At 70.7% G+C, this 15,796-nt stretch carries 14 protein-coding genes and 1 rRNA gene; 8 read left to right on the top strand and 7 right to left on the bottom strand.

Annotated elements, in window-relative coordinates; all coding sequences use genetic code 11:
- Window positions 1–163 precede the first annotated feature (163 nt).
- Window positions 164–280 (top strand): 5S ribosomal RNA (gene rrf / locus ACZ5K7_RS06045).
- A gap of 109 nt (window positions 281–389) precedes the next feature.
- Here rrf and ACZ5K7_RS06040 read toward each other — a convergent pair.
- The 5 genes from ACZ5K7_RS06040 to ACZ5K7_RS06020 are packed head-to-tail and all read right to left on the bottom strand — an operon-like array spanning window position 390 to window position 6,081.
- On the bottom strand, window positions 390–1,700 hold the full coding sequence (locus ACZ5K7_RS06040) for a DUF58 domain-containing protein (protein WP_468910875.1): 1,311 nt from the start codon (window positions 1,698–1,700) through the stop codon (window positions 390–392).
- Window positions 1,700–2,689 (bottom strand): AAA family ATPase, encoded by a 990-nt coding sequence (locus ACZ5K7_RS06035; RefSeq protein WP_351701602.1) that lies wholly within the window; start codon window positions 2,687–2,689, stop codon window positions 1,700–1,702. The genes ACZ5K7_RS06040 and ACZ5K7_RS06035 overlap by 1 nt, the downstream gene beginning before the upstream one ends.
- Entirely contained in the window at window positions 2,689–3,885 is a 1,197-nt protein-coding gene (locus tag ACZ5K7_RS06030; protein ID WP_468910872.1) for a DUF4350 domain-containing protein, read from the bottom strand. The genes ACZ5K7_RS06035 and ACZ5K7_RS06030 overlap by 1 nt, the downstream gene beginning before the upstream one ends.
- Entirely contained in the window at window positions 3,882–4,667 is a 786-nt protein-coding gene (locus tag ACZ5K7_RS06025) for a DUF4129 domain-containing protein (RefSeq protein WP_468910869.1), read from the bottom strand. The genes ACZ5K7_RS06030 and ACZ5K7_RS06025 overlap by 4 nt, the downstream gene beginning before the upstream one ends.
- Window positions 4,668–4,671: 4 nt before the next feature.
- Entirely contained in the window at window positions 4,672–6,081 is a 1,410-nt protein-coding gene (locus ACZ5K7_RS06020) for a DUF7847 domain-containing protein (protein ID WP_351701532.1), read from the bottom strand.
- 140 nt (window positions 6,082–6,221) lie between these two features.
- On the opposite strand from ACZ5K7_RS06020, the gene mtnA reads away from it, so the two are divergent.
- The gene (gene mtnA / locus ACZ5K7_RS06015) at window positions 6,222–7,364 is read left to right on the top strand and encodes an S-methyl-5-thioribose-1-phosphate isomerase (protein WP_468910866.1); all 1,143 of its coding nucleotides are present in this window, start codon (window positions 6,222–6,224) and stop codon (window positions 7,362–7,364) included.
- Between the two features lie 485 nt (window positions 7,365–7,849).
- Here the strand turns inward: mtnA and ACZ5K7_RS06010 are convergent, their stop codons facing one another.
- Window positions 7,850–8,086: a hypothetical protein gene (locus ACZ5K7_RS06010; RefSeq protein WP_468910863.1), complete on the bottom strand. Its 237-nt coding sequence runs from the start codon at window positions 8,084–8,086 to the stop codon at window positions 7,850–7,852.
- Window positions 8,087–8,172: 86 nt separating this feature from the next.
- Here ACZ5K7_RS06010 and ACZ5K7_RS06005 point away from each other — a divergent pair, with 86 nt between their 5' ends.
- The 4 genes from ACZ5K7_RS06005 to ACZ5K7_RS05990 all read left to right on the top strand — a co-directional run bounded on the left by ACZ5K7_RS06005 (window position 8,173) and on the right by ACZ5K7_RS05990 (window position 13,324).
- Entirely contained in the window at window positions 8,173–8,430 is a 258-nt protein-coding gene (locus ACZ5K7_RS06005) for an HAD-IA family hydrolase (RefSeq protein WP_468910860.1), read from the top strand.
- A 314-nt stretch (window positions 8,431–8,744) separates the two neighbouring features.
- Window positions 8,745–9,434, top strand: coding sequence for a two-component system response regulator MtrA (mtrA, locus tag ACZ5K7_RS06000; RefSeq protein WP_187284748.1), 690 nt, complete (start codon window positions 8,745–8,747; stop codon window positions 9,432–9,434).
- A 1-nt stretch (window position 9,435) separates the two neighbouring features.
- Window positions 9,436–11,496 (top strand): MtrAB system histidine kinase MtrB, encoded by a 2,061-nt coding sequence (gene mtrB / locus ACZ5K7_RS05995; protein WP_351701526.1) that lies wholly within the window; start codon window positions 9,436–9,438, stop codon window positions 11,494–11,496.
- Window positions 11,486–13,324 (top strand): LpqB family beta-propeller domain-containing protein, encoded by a 1,839-nt coding sequence (locus ACZ5K7_RS05990; protein ID WP_468910855.1) that lies wholly within the window; start codon window positions 11,486–11,488, stop codon window positions 13,322–13,324. Before mtrB ends, ACZ5K7_RS05990 begins: the two co-directional genes overlap by 11 nt.
- Before the next feature lie 78 nt (window positions 13,325–13,402).
- Here ACZ5K7_RS05990 and ACZ5K7_RS05985 read toward each other — a convergent pair whose 3' ends face one another.
- On the bottom strand, window positions 13,403–13,657 hold the full coding sequence (locus ACZ5K7_RS05985; RefSeq protein ID WP_468910853.1) for a hypothetical protein: 255 nt from the start codon (window positions 13,655–13,657) through the stop codon (window positions 13,403–13,405).
- A 166-nt stretch (window positions 13,658–13,823) separates the two neighbouring features.
- Between ACZ5K7_RS05985 and ACZ5K7_RS05980 the strand changes: the two genes are divergently transcribed.
- Window positions 13,824–14,720, top strand: coding sequence for a ComF family protein (locus ACZ5K7_RS05980; RefSeq protein ID WP_468910850.1), 897 nt, complete (start codon window positions 13,824–13,826; stop codon window positions 14,718–14,720).
- 316 nt (window positions 14,721–15,036) lie between these two features.
- Window positions 15,037–15,729 carry a ribosome hibernation-promoting factor, HPF/YfiA family gene (gene hpf / locus ACZ5K7_RS05975; protein WP_450972439.1) on the top strand — a complete coding sequence of 231 codons (693 nt, stop codon included), beginning with the start codon at window positions 15,037–15,039 and terminating at the stop codon, window positions 15,727–15,729.
- Window positions 15,730–15,796: the final 67 nt, after the last annotated feature.

The raw sequence follows: 15,796 nt of genomic DNA, 5'->3' as shown, positions 1-15,796 counted from the left end.
GTTGATAGGCCGGATCTGGAAGCACCGTGAGGTGTGGAGGTGACCGGTACTAATAGGCCGAGGGCTTGTCCTCAGTTGCTCGCGTCCACTGTGTTGGTTCTGAAACCACGAACAGCCCCATGTCAGGTCACGGCATGGTGCGGCTGAAACAGTTTCATAGTGTTTCGGTGGTCATAGCGTGAGGGAAACGCCCGGTTACATTCCGAACCCGGAAGCTAAGCCTTACAGCGCCGATGGTACTGCAGGGGGGACCCTGTGGGAGAGTAGGACACCGCCGAACAAATTTTGGGAAGGGCCCACGCCGTATGGCGTGGGCCTTTCTGCATTTCTGGATGTTCTTGAATTCGCGGAGGAACCGGCAGGCCCGACAACGGGCCTGCCGCGGAGTTTCAGAGCCGGCCCGCCGCTTTCAAGGCCAGATATGCGTCGGCCAGTGCGGGAGCGAGATCATCAGGCGTCGCGTCCACAACCGTCACACCGTGCCGACGGAGTTGTTCCGCCGTGCGGTGCCGTTCGCTCTGCGCCTGTGCTGCTGCCGCCGCCTCGTACACCGCGTCGGCGTTTCCGCGTGCCGTCGCCATGCGGGCGACACGCGGGTCCGCCACCGAAGCGAGCAGGACCGTATGGCGTTGGGTCAGTTGGGAGAGAACGGGAAGCAGGCCCTGTTCGACCGGCGCCGCGTCGAGCGTCGTCAGAAGGACGACCAGGGAACGGCGTGGAGCCGTACGGAGCACCGTGGCCGTGAGCCCGCGCGCGTCCGTTTCGACGAGCTCGGGCTCCAGCATGGCCATCGCGTTGACCAGGGACGGGAGAACATCGCCCGCGGCACGGCCCTGGACGAGGGCGCGGACTCGGCGGTCGTAAGCGAGTAGATCCACACGGTCACCCGCGCGTGAGGCGAGGGCGGCAAGGAGCAGTGCCGCGTCCATCGAGGCGTCCAGGCGTGGGGCGTCGCCGACACGGCCGGCGGAAGTGCGGCCGGTGTCGAGGACCAGGAGGATGTGGCGGTCGCGTTCGGGACGCCAGGTCCGTACGGCGACCGCCGACTGGCGCGCCGTGGCGCGCCAGTCGATGGAGCGGGTGTCGTCGCCGGGGACGTACTCGCGCAGGCTGTCGAATTCGGTGCCCTCGCCGCGGGTCAGGACGCTGGTGCGGCCGTCGAGTTCACGCAATCGGGCGAGTTTCGACGGCAGGTGCTTGCGGCTGGTGAAGGGGGGCAGAACCCGTACAGTCCAGGGCACTTTGTGACCCCCCTGGCGGGAGAACAGGCCGAGGGGGCCGTAGGAGCGGATCGTGACGCGGTCCGCCTGCCGGTCGCCGCGGCGGGTGGGGCGCAGGCGGGTCGTCACGCGTCGGCGTTCGCCCGGCGGCACGGTGAGGCGATGGCGTGAAGCGTCGATCTCTGTGCCGGGCTGCCAACTGCTCGGCGGCCAACCGTCCCTGAGCCGGGCCCGGAGGGTGCGTCCGGACGGGTTGGTCACGGTCAGGGTGATGTCGGCGGTCTCGCCGAGGCGCGCGGATGTGTCACCGGAGCGGGTCAGTACGAGCCGTCGTACCGGAGCGGCCAGGGCGAAGTCGCAGGCGCAGGCCAGGGCGAGTGGACCGTTGAACGCGAGGATGCCTGTCCAACTCGGTTCCCAGATGCCGATGGGGATCGATCCGATGGCCGCGAGGAGGGCGGCGCGTCCGGTGAGGGGCATCAGCGGGGGACCGGGACGTGGGCGAGGATCGCGTTGATGACGGAGTCGGCCGTCACGCCTTCCATCTCGGCCTCGGGGCGGAGCTGGACACGGTGGCGGAGGGTGGGCAGGGCGAGGGCCTTGACGTCGTCGGGGATGACGTAGTCGCGGCCGGTCAGCCAGGCCCATGCGCGCGAGGTGGCCAGGAGGGCGGTGGCGCCGCGGGGGGAGACGCCGAGGGTGAGGGACGGCGACTCGCGGGTGGCGCGGCAGATGTCCACGACGTAGGCGGTGATCTCGGGGGAGACGGTCGTCTTGGCGACCGCGGCGCGGGCGGCTTCGAGGTCGGCGGGCCCGGCCACGGGGCGTACGCCGGCGGCGCGCAGGTCACGCGGGTTGAAGCCCTCGGCGTGGCGGGTGAGGACGCTGATCTCGTCCTGGCGGGAGGGGAGAGGGATCGTCAGTTTGAGGAGGAAACGGTCGAGTTGGGCTTCCGGGAGGGGATACGTGCCCTCGTACTCGACCGGGTTCTGGGTCGCGGCGACCAGGAACGGGTCGGGGAGTGGGCGTGGTGTGCCGTCCACCGTGACTTGGCGTTCCTCCATGGCTTCGAGGAGGGCCGACTGGGTCTTGGGCGGGGTGCGGTTGATCTCGTCCGCGAGGAGGAGGTTGGTGAAGACCGGGCCGGGCTGGAAGGAGAACTCGGCGGTGCGGGTGTCGTAGACCAGGGAGCCCGTGATGTCGCTCGGCATGAGGTCCGGGGTGAACTGGACGCGCTTGGTGTCCAGTTCGAGCGCGGAGGCGAGGGCGCGGACGAGCAACGTTTTGGCGACCCCGGGGACTCCTTCAAGTAGCACGTGTCCGCGGCAGAGGAGAGCGACGACGAGGCCGGTCACGGCGGGGTCCTGGCCGACCACGGCTTTGGCGATCTCGGCGCGCAGGGCCTCCAGGGAGGCCCGGGCGTCGGCCGGGTTCCCGGTGTTCCCGGCGTTGTCAGTGGTCGGGTCCATCATGGACGGCGTACCTCTCTTTCGAGGGCGTCGAGTTGGTCGGTGAGGGCGATGAGGGCCGCGTCGTCGCCGGGCGGCGGACCGAAGAGGAGGGAGTGCAGGGGTTGGCCGTCGCCCTGGAGGTGGGCGGACAGGGCGGGGAGCAGGGCCTCGGGCGCGTGCGCCTGGGAGACGGGGACGCCGACGAGGGGGGCGAGGCGGGTGCGAGCGGTGGAGCGAAGAGCGGCGGCCGCGCGGTCGCGGGCGTTGGCTTTGCGGTAGAGGCGGGCGCGGCCTTCGACGGTTTCGGAGGCACGGATCGCCACGGGGAGTTTCTCGAGCACCAGGGGGCCGAGTCGGCGTGCCCGCCAGAAGGCGGCGAGGGCCGCGGCGAAGAAGAGCTGGAGTGTGCCCCAGAGCCAGCCGGAGGGGAGCAGGTCGAACAAGGACTTCTGGTCTCCCGTGCCGGAGGCCGAGGCGTCGGAGAGCGAGGGGAGGTACCAGACCAGATGGTGGCGGGAGCCGAGGAGCTGGAGTGCGAGCGAGGCGTTGCCCTGCTCGTCGAGACGGTCGTTGAGCAGGATGTCGGGCGCCCCCAGGACGACGGTGTCGCCGCCTCCGTAGGCCGCGGGGATGCGGAGCAGGGTGGCCAGGCGCTGGCTGGGGTAGCAGGAGTCGGCGTTGAGGTGGGTGGTGGTGTACCGGATGCCGCCGGTGTCGGCGCTGCCCGCGCGGCGGGCCTCGGCCAGGCTGCAGTGTGGGTCGAGCGTGGACTTCAGGCTGGTGGCGGGGTCGGCGGTGACGCCGGGGGCGAGCCGTTCGACGGACGTGCTGCCGGCGGCGACCAGGATCGTGCGGCCGCCCGATCCGGCGGTCGACACGCGCAGCTGGGACTGCTGACCCGGGGTGAGCAGGTCGGGGACGGCGACGAGCAGGGTGGTGTCGCGGCCGGCCGCGGCGCGGGCCTCCGCCGAGGTGGTGACCACGCGGGTGGACACGCCCCGGTCGGCGAGGAGTTCCGCTACGGCGCGGCTGCCGTAGGGGTCGGCGGAGCGCGGGTCGAGGTCTCCGTGCCTGCTGTCGGAACGGACGACAGCGATGGCGACGGCACCGGCCAGGAGGAGCACCACGGCGAGGACGATGCCCCGGGTCCGGGTCCACACCTGGCGGGTGGTGGGCGCGGTGGAGGTGGGTGGGAGGGCTACGCCGGTGGTCATTCGGCGGCTCCCTGGCGGGTGTTGTGGGCCGTGCTCGGGGTACTGCTGGCGAGCATCGGTCTGGTGCGTTCCAGGTCTCGGTCGAGTTCGGCGATGCGCTCGTACGACGCCTGGGTCGCCCTGCGGCCGCCGTACGTCACGTCGTCGAACTCCCGGGCGGCGGCGCGCAGCCGGTCCGTGTGGGCGGGCAGGACGCGACCGGCTTCCGCGGCGGCCTCGTCGGCGGTGCGGCCCGGGCGGGCATCGAGCAGGGCGCGTTCCTCCAGGGCGCGGACGACGGCACGCATGCGTTCCTGGAGGGCCTGGTTCCAGTGGCCCTGGGCGGCGTGTGCCTCGGCGGCCGCGCGGTGTTCGGCGGCGCTGCGGGGGCGGTTGTCGAACAGGGCGGCGGCAGAGACCGGTTGGCGGCGCGGGGTGCCCAGGCGCCACCACAGGGCGCCCAGGACGGCGACGACGGCCAGGACCACGACGACGAGGCCCAGCGTGCCTCCGGGTGTCGCGGACGCGGCGGCGGAGAGCATGCGGTCGACCCAGTCCAGGACGGCGTTCAGGGCGCGCTGGAACAGCCCGGGGTCGTTCTCGTGGTACATCCGCTTGGACAGCTCACGCCGTGCCGCCTCCCGTGCGGGGTCGCGCGGGATCGTCACGGGCGGTTCGTCGCCTGAGCCGGTCAGCGACAGCAGGACCGTCTCCCGGGCCCGCAGCAGGCCGCGTACGGCCTCGTCGGCGGCGCGCGGCAGGGCCGCCGGCACCGCTGTGAAGACTCCCCCCGTCGAGCTCACCGCATCAGCTCCCCGGGACGGTGCCGGGGGTGGTGGTGCCGTAGTTCTCGACACCGGCGGCGCGGGCCAGTTCGAGGTCGAGGGCCTCGCGGCGGATGCGCTGGTCGATGTAGAGGAGCACGGTGACGCCCGCGTTGATCGGGAAGGTGAGCATGGAGCCGATCACCGAGCCGATGCCGCTGACGATGAGGAACGTCCAGCCGACGTTCGCGTTGTTGCTCTCGAGGAAGCCCGTGAAGCCGTCGCCGCTGAGGAAGGCGGCCACCACGGCGAAGGGGATCACGGCGATCGAGGAGACGATGTTGGCGATGATCGTGGCCAGGATCTGGATGCCGAAGACCCGCCACCAGGAGCCGCGGACAAGCTTGGCGGAGCGGCCCAGGGACTTCGTGATGCTCTGCTTCTCCAGCATCAGGGCGGGGGAGGCCAGGGAGAGGCGGATCATCAGCCACAGGGTGACGACGGCGCCCGCGAGGATGCCCACGATGAGCAGTGCGGCGATGGCGCCGCCCGGTCCGCCGGCGATCGCGACGACGATGCCGGGCAGCGCGCCGACGAGCAGGACGCCGACCGCGATGAGTCCCGTCAGGACGATGAGGCCGAACAGCTTGATGACCTGCGGGCGGGCGTCGCGCCAGGCCTCGCCGGTGGTGACGGACTTGCCGAGCACGGCGCGGCTGGTGACGGTGGTCAGCAGGGCTGTCGCGATGATGGTGCCGACCAGCGAGATCAGCAGGACGGCGCCCGAGCTGACCATGACCTCAGCCGCGGCACGGGACACCTCGGTGAGGGAGGCGCTCGGGTCGTTGAGGGCGTCGGTGGTCTCGGTGTCGTTCAGGACGAGGCCCTGGAGGAGGATCACCGCGACCTGGGTGACGACGGCGACGGTCAGCGAGATCCCGAGGACCGTGCGCCAGTAGGTGCGCATCGTGGAGACGGCGCCGTCGAGGATCTCGCCGACGCCGAGTGGGCGCAGCGGGATCACGCCGGGCTTGGCGGCGGGCGGGGGACCGCCCCAGCCGCCGCCCCAGGCTCCGTATCCGCCGGGCGGGCCGTATGCGCCGGGCGGCCCGTATCCGCCCGGGCCGCCGTAACCGCCGGGGCCGGGCCCACCGGGCCCGCCGTAGCCTCCGTAACCGCCGCCGGGGGGCTGTCCGCCCCAGCCGGGGCCGGGGGGCGGTGGCGGTGGCGCCTGGCCCGGTGCCGGGGCTCCCGTGGGCGCGGACCACTGACCGGGTGGTGGCTGTTCCTTGGACCACTTCGAGCCGGAGCCCTGTGGGTCCGTACCCGGCTGATCGGTGGGCTGCTCGGCAGGGCCTGCGGGGACGGGGCGGTCGGCTGGGGCGGACGCGCCGGGTTCCCGCCCGTCGGACGGGGCGGATCCGGGCGAGGCCCAGCCCGGAGTGTCGTTCATCGAAGCTCCTTCACGGTGCCCGTCCGCGGTCGCGGTGGCAGGTTGGCAGCCATCGTGCCATGGGGTGGTCACCCAGTGACCTGCCGCGGTAGAGGCTCCGCACCTTCAATTGTCCGCCGGATACGGGGCAGACTGACGGCATGGCTGATCAGTACGCGCAAACCGGCGAGGACAAGCGGCCGACGGGAATGCCCGTGATCCGGTGGGAGGAGCCGCCCGAAGGTCCCGTGGTGGTCCTTCTTGACCAGACCAGACTGCCGGCCGAGGAGGTCGAGCTGGTGTGCACGGATGCGTCGGCGCTGGTGGAGGCGATCCGGACGCTCGCGGTGCGCGGGGCGCCGCTGCTAGGGATAGCGGGGGCGTACGGCGTCGCGCTCGCCGCCGTACGGGGTTTCGACGTGGACGAGGCCGCGGCGGCGCTGGCGGGTGCGCGGCCCACGGCCGTGAATCTTTCCGTCGGGGTGCGCAGGGCCGCTTCGGCGTACCGGTCGGCTCTGGCCAGGAGCGGTGACACCGGGGCGGCGGCCGTGGCGGCGTTGGTTGCGGCGCGGGCGCTGCACCGGGAAGACGCCGAGGCCAGCGCCCGGATGGCCGGGCACGGGCTGGCGCTCCTGGACGAGTTGCTGCCGGGCGGAGGGCACCGGATCCTCACCCACTGCAACACCGGTTCGCTGGTGTCGGGAGGGGAGGGAACGGCGTTCGCGGTGGCGCTGCGGGCACATCGGGCGGGACGGCTCAGGCGGCTCTGGGTGGACGAAACGCGTCCGTTGCTGCAAGGTGCTCGCCTGACGGCATACGAGGCGGCTCGCAGCGGCATGGCGTACACCTTGCTCACCGACAACGCGGCCGGTTCGCTGTTCGCGGCGGGAGAGGTGGACGCGGTGCTGATCGGGGCGGACCGGATCGCGGCCGACGGTTCGGTGGCGAACAAGGTGGGGAGCTATCCGCTCGCGGTGCTCGCGCGGTACCACCATGTGCCGTTCATCGTGGTGGCGCCGGTGACGACAGTGGATCCGGAGACGCCGGACGGGGCGTCCATCGAGGTCGAACAGCGCCCCGGATATGAGGTGACCGAGATCACAGCACCGCAGGTGCCGATGACGGGAGCGGGAAGCGGGATTCCGGTGGCACCCCTGGGGACCCAGGCGTACAACCCGGCGTTCGACGTGACGCCGCCCGAGCTGGTGACGGCGATCGTCACCGAGGAAGGCGCCGTTTCGCCCGTGACGGCTGAGGCTCTTGCCGAGCTGTGTGCCAGGTCACGCCAGGTAACGATTAGCTAATGGGGTGATGTCGGCTCGCCCGACGGAAACGGCCCCTCCACCTGCGGCGATTCGCAGGCCAAGGGGCCGTGACATCCAACGGCGACATCAACGGGTGTCGGAAGCCGGCTGTGAGGCTTCCAACTCCCGGATCTGAGCCGGCTGCCGAAGCAGACGATCGAGCTGACCCACCGCAGCGATGACGTCCGGGGCCAGCGCCTCAGCGTAGATGTCCATGGTCGTGGCGATCCGGCTGTGCCGGAGGACGGCCTTCACGATCCTCGGGTGAGGATCAATGACCCTCTCCATTGGATCAAGTTCAATGGCCCCCTTTCATGCTCTCGCCCCACAGATCACCAGACCTCAAACTCTCTCCCCCGGCCCGTGGAAAAGCGCACCAAGTGGCTGGTTTCACGTGAAACGCCGAATCGGCTCAACTCGCCCCTTTTTCGGTTGGAGTTGGGGTGATCTCGGGGTCCCGGATCAGGCCAAGGTCCTCGTGCCAACTAGTCGCCGGGCGCGGTCACGCATGGATGGTGCACGCATCCGTCCGGCGGCAGGACATGGATTCCCCAGCGGATCCCGAACGCCACGGCCGTCGCGACTGCCAAGAAGAGCAGGGCGTGGGCCGATCTGGCCCACCAGGCGTCCCACATTCTGACAGTCAGCGCCAGGACCACGACGACCAGCACCGAGAGGATCACGGCGGCTATGGCGAGGCCTGCTACGAGCACCTGATGCATAAGGTGACGATGCCCACCCCCGCCCGTGTCCATCCTGGGTTGGGAGGCGCGGCGAGCGGCTCATCCGGGTCTGGTCCGGGCCGTCTGTGGGCCGTCCGACAGCGGCCAATGCCGGCGACGCCTACTTCCTCTCATTCGAGTGCGGCGTGAAGAAGCCGGATCCCCGGATCTTCCGGGCCGCCTGCGACAAACTCGAGGTGGCACCCGACGAGGCTCTCATGGTCGGCGACGAACGTGTTGCGGACTCCGGTGCTGCCGCGCTTGGTTGCCAGGTCCACCTGGTCGATCACTTGCCCGTGGACCGGGGTCCAAACGCCCTGGCGGCAGTGCTCCGGCTCCTTTGACATGGCCGGGCCGAGGCTGGCAGGCCTTGCCGATTGATCAGGCTCAGTCAGCGACCGCGTTTCGGGGGTGTCCGCGGTCCTGTGGGTCCAGGGGGTACCGACCGAGGGACGATGGATCGACCTGTGCCGGCGCGTCGGCGTGATCCTCGCTTGGCCGGGCCAGGAGGAGTCCGTGTTCGCAGGCGGTCAGAGCTGACATCCGTCACTGACATCAACGTCGACGGACGGGGGCAGACAGTGACGGCCCCCTGCGACTATGGTCACTGGCCGGTGAGCCTGGTCACCTGCGCAACCTTCACTGTTATGAGAATGGGATGATGTCGTTTATGAAGGGACGAGTCCTTGTCGTCGACGACGACACCGCACTGGCCGAGATGCTCGGCATTGTGTTGCGTGGTGAAGGTTTTGAGCCGTCTTTCGTAGCCGACGGCGACAAGGCGCTGGCCGCTTTCCGGGAGAGCAAGCCTGATCTGGTGCTGCTGGATCTGATGCTGCCAGGCCGGGACGGCATCGAGGTGTGCCGCCTGATCAGGGCGGAGTCCGGGGTGCCGATCGTGATGCTCACGGCGAAGAGCGACACCGTCGATGTGGTCGTGGGCCTGGAGTCGGGCGCGGACGACTACATCGTGAAGCCGTTCAAGCCGAAGGAGCTGGTCGCCCGGATCCGGGCCCGGCTGCGCAGGTCGGAGGAGCCGGCGCCGGAGCAGCTCGCCATAGGTGACCTGGTCATCGACGTGGCCGGGCACTCGGTGAAGCGGGACGGGCAGTCGATCGCGCTGACTCCGCTGGAGTTCGACCTGCTGGTCGCGCTCGCACGCAAGCCGTGGCAGGTGTTCACGCGTGAGGTGCTCCTGGAGCAGGTCTGGGGCTACCGGCACGCGGCGGACACCCGTCTCGTCAACGTTCACGTCCAGCGGCTGCGCTCCAAGGTCGAGAAGGACCCGGAGCGGCCGGAGATCGTGGTGACCGTCCGTGGTGTCGGATACAAGGCCGGGCCGAGCTGACATGTCCGGGGACAGTGCCGCTTCGGCCCCCGGCCGGTCCGGGGACCGTCCGGGGCGGTCTGTCGGCGGCAAGAGGCCCGGTTCGCGCTGGGCGCGGCTCTTCGAGGGCGGGCTGCTGCAGGGCGGGGTCCAGGGCAGCCCGGTGCTGCGGCTGTTCATGCGCTGGGTGCGCAGGCCGCTGCTGCCGGTCATGCGGCTGTGGCGGCGCAACATCCAGCTCAAGGTCGTCGCCACGACCTTGCTGATGTCGCTGGGCGTCGTTCTGCTGCTCGGATTCGTCGTCATCGGGCAGGTGCGCAACGGCCTGCTGGACGCCAAGGTGAAGGCCTCGCAGAGCCAGGCCACCGGCGGTTTCGCGGTGGCCAAGCAGAAGGCCGACGAGGCCGCGACCGGCACCGGTGACGCCGCCGCGTCGGCGGGCGGACGGCAGTCGCAGAACGTCATCCAGTGGATGAGCGACCTCGTCGAGTCCCTCTCCAGCGGCGGCCAGGGCGCCTTTGACGTGGTGACCCTGCCTGCGGGCAACAACAGCGGCGGCGGGCGCAGCCCGCGCGGCTCGGGCCATGTGGACCCGACGGCGAGCGTGCCGGAGGAGCTGCGCACGCGGATCAACGGCGGCGCGGTGGCCGCTCAGAGCTACACCCGCATCATCTATTGGGACAGCGACAAGCAGTCGCAGCCCGCCCTGGTCATCGGCAAGCAGGTCAACGACCCGAACGGCGATCCGTACCAGCTGTACTTCCTCTTCCCGCTCACCCAGGAGGAGAAGTCCCTCAGCCTGGTCAAGGGCACGCTGGCGACCGCAGGGCTCTTCGTGGTCGTACTCCTCGGAGCCATCGCCTGGCTCGTCGTGCGGCAGGTCGTCACGCCGGTGCGGATGGCGGCCGGGATCGCCGAGCGGTTGTCGGCGGGACGGCTGCAGGAGCGGATGAAGGTCACCGGCGAGGACGACATCGCGCGTCTTGGCGAGGCCTTCAACAAGATGGCGCAGAACCTTCAGCTGAAGATCCAGCAGCTGGAGGACCTGTCGCGGATGCAGCGCCGGTTCGTGTCCGATGTCTCGCACGAACTGCGGACGCCGCTGACGACCGTACGGATGGCCGCGGACGTCATACACGAGGCCCGTGAGGACTTCGACCCGGTGACCGCGCGGTCGGCGGAACTGCTTGCCGATCAGCTGGACCGGTTCGAGTCACTGCTCGCCGACCTGCTGGAGATCAGCCGCTTCGACGCGGGCGCGGCTGCGCTGGAGGCCGAGCCGATAGACCTCAGGGAGGTCGTACGGCGGGTGGTCAGCGGGGCCGCGCCGCTCGCGGAGCGCAAGGGGACGCACATACGGGTGGTCGGCGATCAGCAGCCCGTGGTGGCCGAGGCGGACGCCCGGCGCGTGGAGCGGGTGCTGCGCAATCTCGTCGTCAACGCCGTGGAGCACGGTGAGGGCAAGGACGTCATCGTCAAGCTGGCCGCGGCCGGCGGCGCGGTCGCGGTCGCGGTGCGCGACTACGGCGTCGGCCTCAAGCCCGGTGAGGCGACCCGGGTCTTCAGCCGCTTCTGGCGGGCGGACCCGGCACGCGCGCGTACCACCGGTGGTACGGGTCTGGGGCTGTCGATCGCCCTGGAGGACGCGCGGCTGCACGGCGGTTGGCTGCAGGCGTGGGGCGAGCCGGGCGGCGGCTCGCAGTTCCGGCTGACGTTGCCGAGGACCGCGGACGAGCCGCTGCGAGGCTCGCCGATACCGCTGGAGCCCAAGGACTCCCGGCGCAACCGGGGTCTCAGCAACGCCGCTCTGCCGCGCGGCGATGCGGACAAGCGGGCCACCGTGCCGGTGCAGCACGGCGGCGGCCAGACGTCGTCGCTCGCTCCGATGGCGCAGCGGGCGGCCGCCATGGCCCCCACCGCCGACCCGACCGCGCTGCCCGGAAACGGCGCGCGCGTGGTGCCCCGGCCGGCCAACGGCGCAAGGCATCAGGAGGGCACGCCCGGGACCGGCCCGGCGGGCGACGGGAGCGCCGCCGTAGCGGACGAGTCGAACAAGTCAGGGGAGGCATTTCGTGGGCGCTGACCGCGAGCGGAGCGCCCGGCGCACGTCGGTGCGCGCGGTGGTGTACGCCATCTGCGGAACTGCGGTGCTGGCGGGCTGCGCCTCCATGCCGGACAGCGGCGACCTGCGGGATGTCGAGTCCACGCCGCGGCAGGACACACAGGTGCGGGTCTTCGCCATGCCGCCGCAGCAGGACGCCTCGGCCAGCGCGATAGTCCAGGGCTTCCTGGAGGCTCTGACCAGCGACGATCCGCACTACGACACGGCCCGGAAGTATCTGACCACGGGCGCGGCGAAGACCTGGCGGCCGGACGCGCAGGCCATGGTGCTGGAGAACGGGCCGAGTATCCAGACCGACTCGCGGCCGGCCGGCCGCGAGGACGCGGACAGCATCACGTACACGCTCGGGGGCGGCCAGGTCGCCACCGTCGACGCTGAGCAGTCGTACACGCCCGCCGCGGGGTCGTACAACGAGAAGGTGCATCTGACGAAGGACGCGAAGTCCGGTCAGTGGCGGATCGACTCACTGCCGCAGGGTGTCGTGATAGGCAAGTCCGACTTCCAGCGCCGCTACACGTCCGTCGACAAGTACTACTTCGCGTCGGACACCTCGGACGAGATGAGCGGACAGCCGGTGGCGGTCGCCGACCCCGTCTACGTGCGTAGCCAGGTGGATGCCGTGACCCAGGTCGTGCGTTCGCTGCTCAACGGGCCCACCACCTGGCTCGGTCCGGTGGTCCGGTCGAGTTTCCCGACTGGCACGAAACTGAGGAAGGGCGTGTCCGGGCTGACGCCCGACGACCGGAACCGGCTCACCGTGCCGCTGAACATCAAGGCGTCCAAGGTCGGCTCGGGCAGGTGCACGGAGATGGCGACCCAGTTGGTGTTCACGCTGCGGAACCTGACGACCGCCGTGGACTCGGTCGCGCTGGAGGGTGCCGACGGCTCCCCGATGTGCGAGGTCAACGAGCGGCAGGCAGATATGACCGCTTGGCGCGCATCCACCAAGCGGCCCGAATACCTGTACTACCTCGACGCCAAGCACCGGCTGGTGCGGATGCCGACCGGCAGCACCGGCACCACGGTCGCCGCGGTGTCCGGTGCGTTCGGTACGGGCACCAAGCCGCTCCGGTCGGTGGCGGTCGCCCGCGACGAGCGCACCGCGGCCGGCGTGAGCGGCGACGGCAAGTCGCTGTATGTAACCTCGATCGTGTCGGACGGTGAGCTCGGCGCCCCGGTGGTGACCAGTCAGGGGGCGACCGCGGACGACCGGCTGACGAAGCCGAGCTGGGATGCCCGGGGCGACCTGTGGGTGGCCGACCGGAACCCCGACCGTCCGGGGCTGTATGTGCTGACGCATGGCTCGGGTCGGCCGCTGGCCGTGCAGATTCCCGAGGTGGACGGCCGTATCAAGGACGTGCGGGTCGCCGCCGACGGGGTGCGGATCGCGCTCGTCGTGGAGAAGGGCGGCAAGCAGTCCCTGTTCATCGGGCGGATCGAGCGCACCGAGTCCGACGATCAGCAGGAGGTCTCGGTCCACGAACTGCGCGACGCCACCCCCGGCTCCGAGGAGGTCACCGCCATCTCCTGGGCGGGGGACAGCCAGCTCGTGGTGGTCGGGCGGGAGAAGGGCGGAGTGCAGCAGACGCGGTACGTCCAGGTCGACGGCTCGACGGTGGACGAACAGGCGCCGGCGGCCCTCACGGGCGTTCTGGCGATCGCCGCGTCCGAGAACGACCGGGCACCGCTGGTGGCCGACTCGCAGGACGACGGGATCATCCGGCTGCCGTCCGGGGCGGAGTGGCAGAAGGTGGCCAAGGACGGGTCTGCGCCGGTTTATCCGGGGTAGCGCCGGGGTCGCAAAGCCGAAGCGGTCCGCCGGACGCACCGACGGACGGCTTCGGCACCGAACCCCTTACGGGACCGGTTACTTCGCCCACCCGTAGGCTTCCCAGCCGGTGCACCCCTCGTAGCCGATGTCGTTGCTGAAGTCGCGCGTACAGACCTTGATGTAGAAGTAGGTGCCACCGGGGTAGACGTGACACCTCACGTAGCCGTTGTCGGCGCCGTCGGAGTCCACGCAGTCGTCCTTGTCGAGGACGGTGCCGCTGCTGGTCCGTGCCTGCCGGCGTTTCACCGCGCTCTGGCCGTCGGCCTTGATGTCACGGACGCCGGCGTTCATGGTGTCCTTGTCGATCGTGCCCTGGCGGCGTCGGTCGTGTCGGTGACCCACACCGGGGAGGCCTGCGCCTGAGTTGGCAGGAGCAGGACAATCGCGGCGGGAACGCATCGGTGCCGGTTGTCCACAGGGGTGGCCGACCGGCTGAGCCGTTGGCACAGTGGTGGTCATGCGGGGGTGGTGGCAGGAACTGACCGACCTGGTGCTACCGGCCGAGTGCGGAGGCTGTGGGATGCCTCGCACGGTCCTCTGCGCCGAGTGCCGTGCCGCCCTGAGCGGGGCCGTGCCACGCCGGGTGCGACCGGTGCCGGAGCCGCCCGGGCTGCCGGCGGTGTATGCGGCGGCGCCTTACGCGGACGAGGTGCGGGCGGCTCTCCTCGCCCACAAGGAACGGGGCGCGCTGGCGCTCGCCGGGGCCCTGGGCGCGGCTTTGGCGGGAGCGGTGCGGGTCGGGCTCCGGGAGGATCCGGCCGCGCGGATCGTCGCCTCGTGGGGCGATGCGCCAGGTGGTGCCCGGACGGCCGGGCCGGTGCTTGTCGTCCCGGTGCCCTCCGCATCGTGGGCCGTGCGGGCCCGGGGGCACGATCCGGTGCGGCGCATCGCCCTCACCGCGGCCGCGGAGCTGCGGCGCGCCGGGACGCCGGCCCGGGTGGCCCCGGTGCTGCGGCAGCGGCGGGCCGTGGCTGACCAGTCGGGGCTCAACTCCCGGCAGCGGCTGGCGAACATCGGCGGCGCGCTGGCGGTGACGGCGGGTGGTGTCCGGCTGCTCGCGGGCGGCCCCGTCGTCCTCGTCGACGACCTCGTCACGACCGGCGCCACCCTCGCGGAGGCGGCGCGTGCGGTACGGGAGGCGACGGGGCCCCGAGGGGCAGGAGAAAAGACAACGGCCGTGTATCGGCGCGCGGCCTGGGAAGGTAGGGAGGAACGGATCGCCGGACCGAGGGAAGAGCGGGCGAAGTGGACGCTGGACGCACCGGGAATGGCCGAGGGGAACGCCCCCACGTGGCCGGTCCGTGCGGCGGTGGTCGCGGCCGCACCGGATTCTTTCGAAATGAACCGGAACTGACTGCGAACGCTCATCGTTGCAGGTAGTGACCGGGCCAATTCACTTGAATGGAGGTACGCATCAGTAGAGGGTGACGACATCCGTCCGGGCGAGATATGTTCGGTTGTGAGGGAGAAAGCCGCAGGCCATGCCTCCCGTATCCGAATGCCGTGCCGCGGGTTTTCCGTAATCATCGCGGTGCTGGGGTGCAGATCTTGCCCATGGGGGAGGAGGAGGTGAAGTCGCCGAGTCCGAGGCTCCGGGGTTCACCGGAGTCGGGTGCAAAAAGGGAGATGCTCCGCCAGTGGAGCGGAGCGCTCCGGGAACGGAGTTCTGCGTGGACATCGTCGTCAAGGGCCGCAAGACCGAGGTGCCCGAGCGGTTCCGCAAGCACGTGGCCGAGAAGCTGAAGCTGGAGAAGATCCAGAAGCTCGACGGCAAGGTGATCAGCCTCGACGTCGAGGTGTCCAAGGAGCCCAACCCCCGACAGGCCGACCGTTGTGACCGAGTGGAGATCACGCTCCGCTCCCGCGGTCCGGTGATCCGGGCGGAGGCAGCGGCCAGCGACCCGTACGCGGCACTCGACCTGGCGGCGGAGAAGCTGGACGCGCGGCTGCGCAAGCAGCACGACAAGCGGTTCTCGCGCCGCGGCGCACAGCGGATCTCGGCCGCCGAGGTCCCCGACCACGTACCGGACGCGGCGACGCTCAACGGGAACGGCAGCCCCGTCCATGAGGAAGAGCCCGACGGTGTGCCCACCAAGAAGATGGGCTCCCTGGAGGTGAAGGGCGAAGGCCCCCTCATCGTCCGCGAGAAGACCCACGTCGCCTCCCCGATGAGCCTCGACCAGGCCCTCTACGAGATGGAACTGGTCGGACACGACTTCTACCTGTTCGTCGACTCCGAGACCAAGGAGCCGAGCGTCGTCTACCGGCGCCACGCGTACGACTACGGCGTCATCCACCTCAGCACGGACCCGATGGTGGCCCAGGCGCAACCCCCGGCGGCGGGAGGCACACTGGGCGGCTGACCCGCCCGCCCGGCAGCAGGACCTGTGCCCCTGGAAGCGTGTGTGCGCCCCCGGGGGCACCGGTGCG

It is taken from the genome of Streptomyces sp. NPDC031497 (assembly GCF_055580905.1).
This window is presented reverse-complemented; position numbering and strand designations above follow the sequence as displayed.

Bases quoted from the DNA above. Each gene is read 5' to 3' on its own strand.
- ACZ5K7_RS05980 (WP_468910850.1), top strand. From the start codon at position 13,824: ATGCGGGGGTGGTGGCAGGAACTGACCGACCTGGTGCTACCGGCCGAG.
- ACZ5K7_RS06030 (WP_468910872.1), bottom strand. From the start codon at position 3,885: ATGACCACCGGCGTAGCCCTCCCACCCACCTCCACCGCGCCCACCACC.
- ACZ5K7_RS06010 (WP_468910863.1), bottom strand. From the start codon at position 8,086: ATGCATCAGGTGCTCGTAGCAGGCCTCGCCATAGCCGCCGTGATCCTC.
- ACZ5K7_RS06035 (WP_351701602.1), bottom strand. From the start codon at position 2,689: ATGGACCCGACCACTGACAACGCCGGGAACACCGGGAACCCGGCCGAC.
- mtrB (WP_351701526.1), top strand. From the start codon at position 9,436: ATGTCCGGGGACAGTGCCGCTTCGGCCCCCGGCCGGTCCGGGGACCGT.
- mtrA (WP_187284748.1), top strand. From the start codon at position 8,745: ATGATGTCGTTTATGAAGGGACGAGTCCTTGTCGTCGACGACGACACC.
- ACZ5K7_RS06040 (WP_468910875.1), bottom strand. From the start codon at position 1,700: ATGCCCCTCACCGGACGCGCCGCCCTCCTCGCGGCCATCGGATCGATC.
- mtnA (WP_468910866.1), top strand. From the start codon at position 6,222: ATGGCTGATCAGTACGCGCAAACCGGCGAGGACAAGCGGCCGACGGGA.
- ACZ5K7_RS06020 (WP_351701532.1), bottom strand. From the start codon at position 6,081: ATGAACGACACTCCGGGCTGGGCCTCGCCCGGATCCGCCCCGTCCGAC.
- ACZ5K7_RS05985 (WP_468910853.1), bottom strand. From the start codon at position 13,657: ATGAACGCCGGCGTCCGTGACATCAAGGCCGACGGCCAGAGCGCGGTG.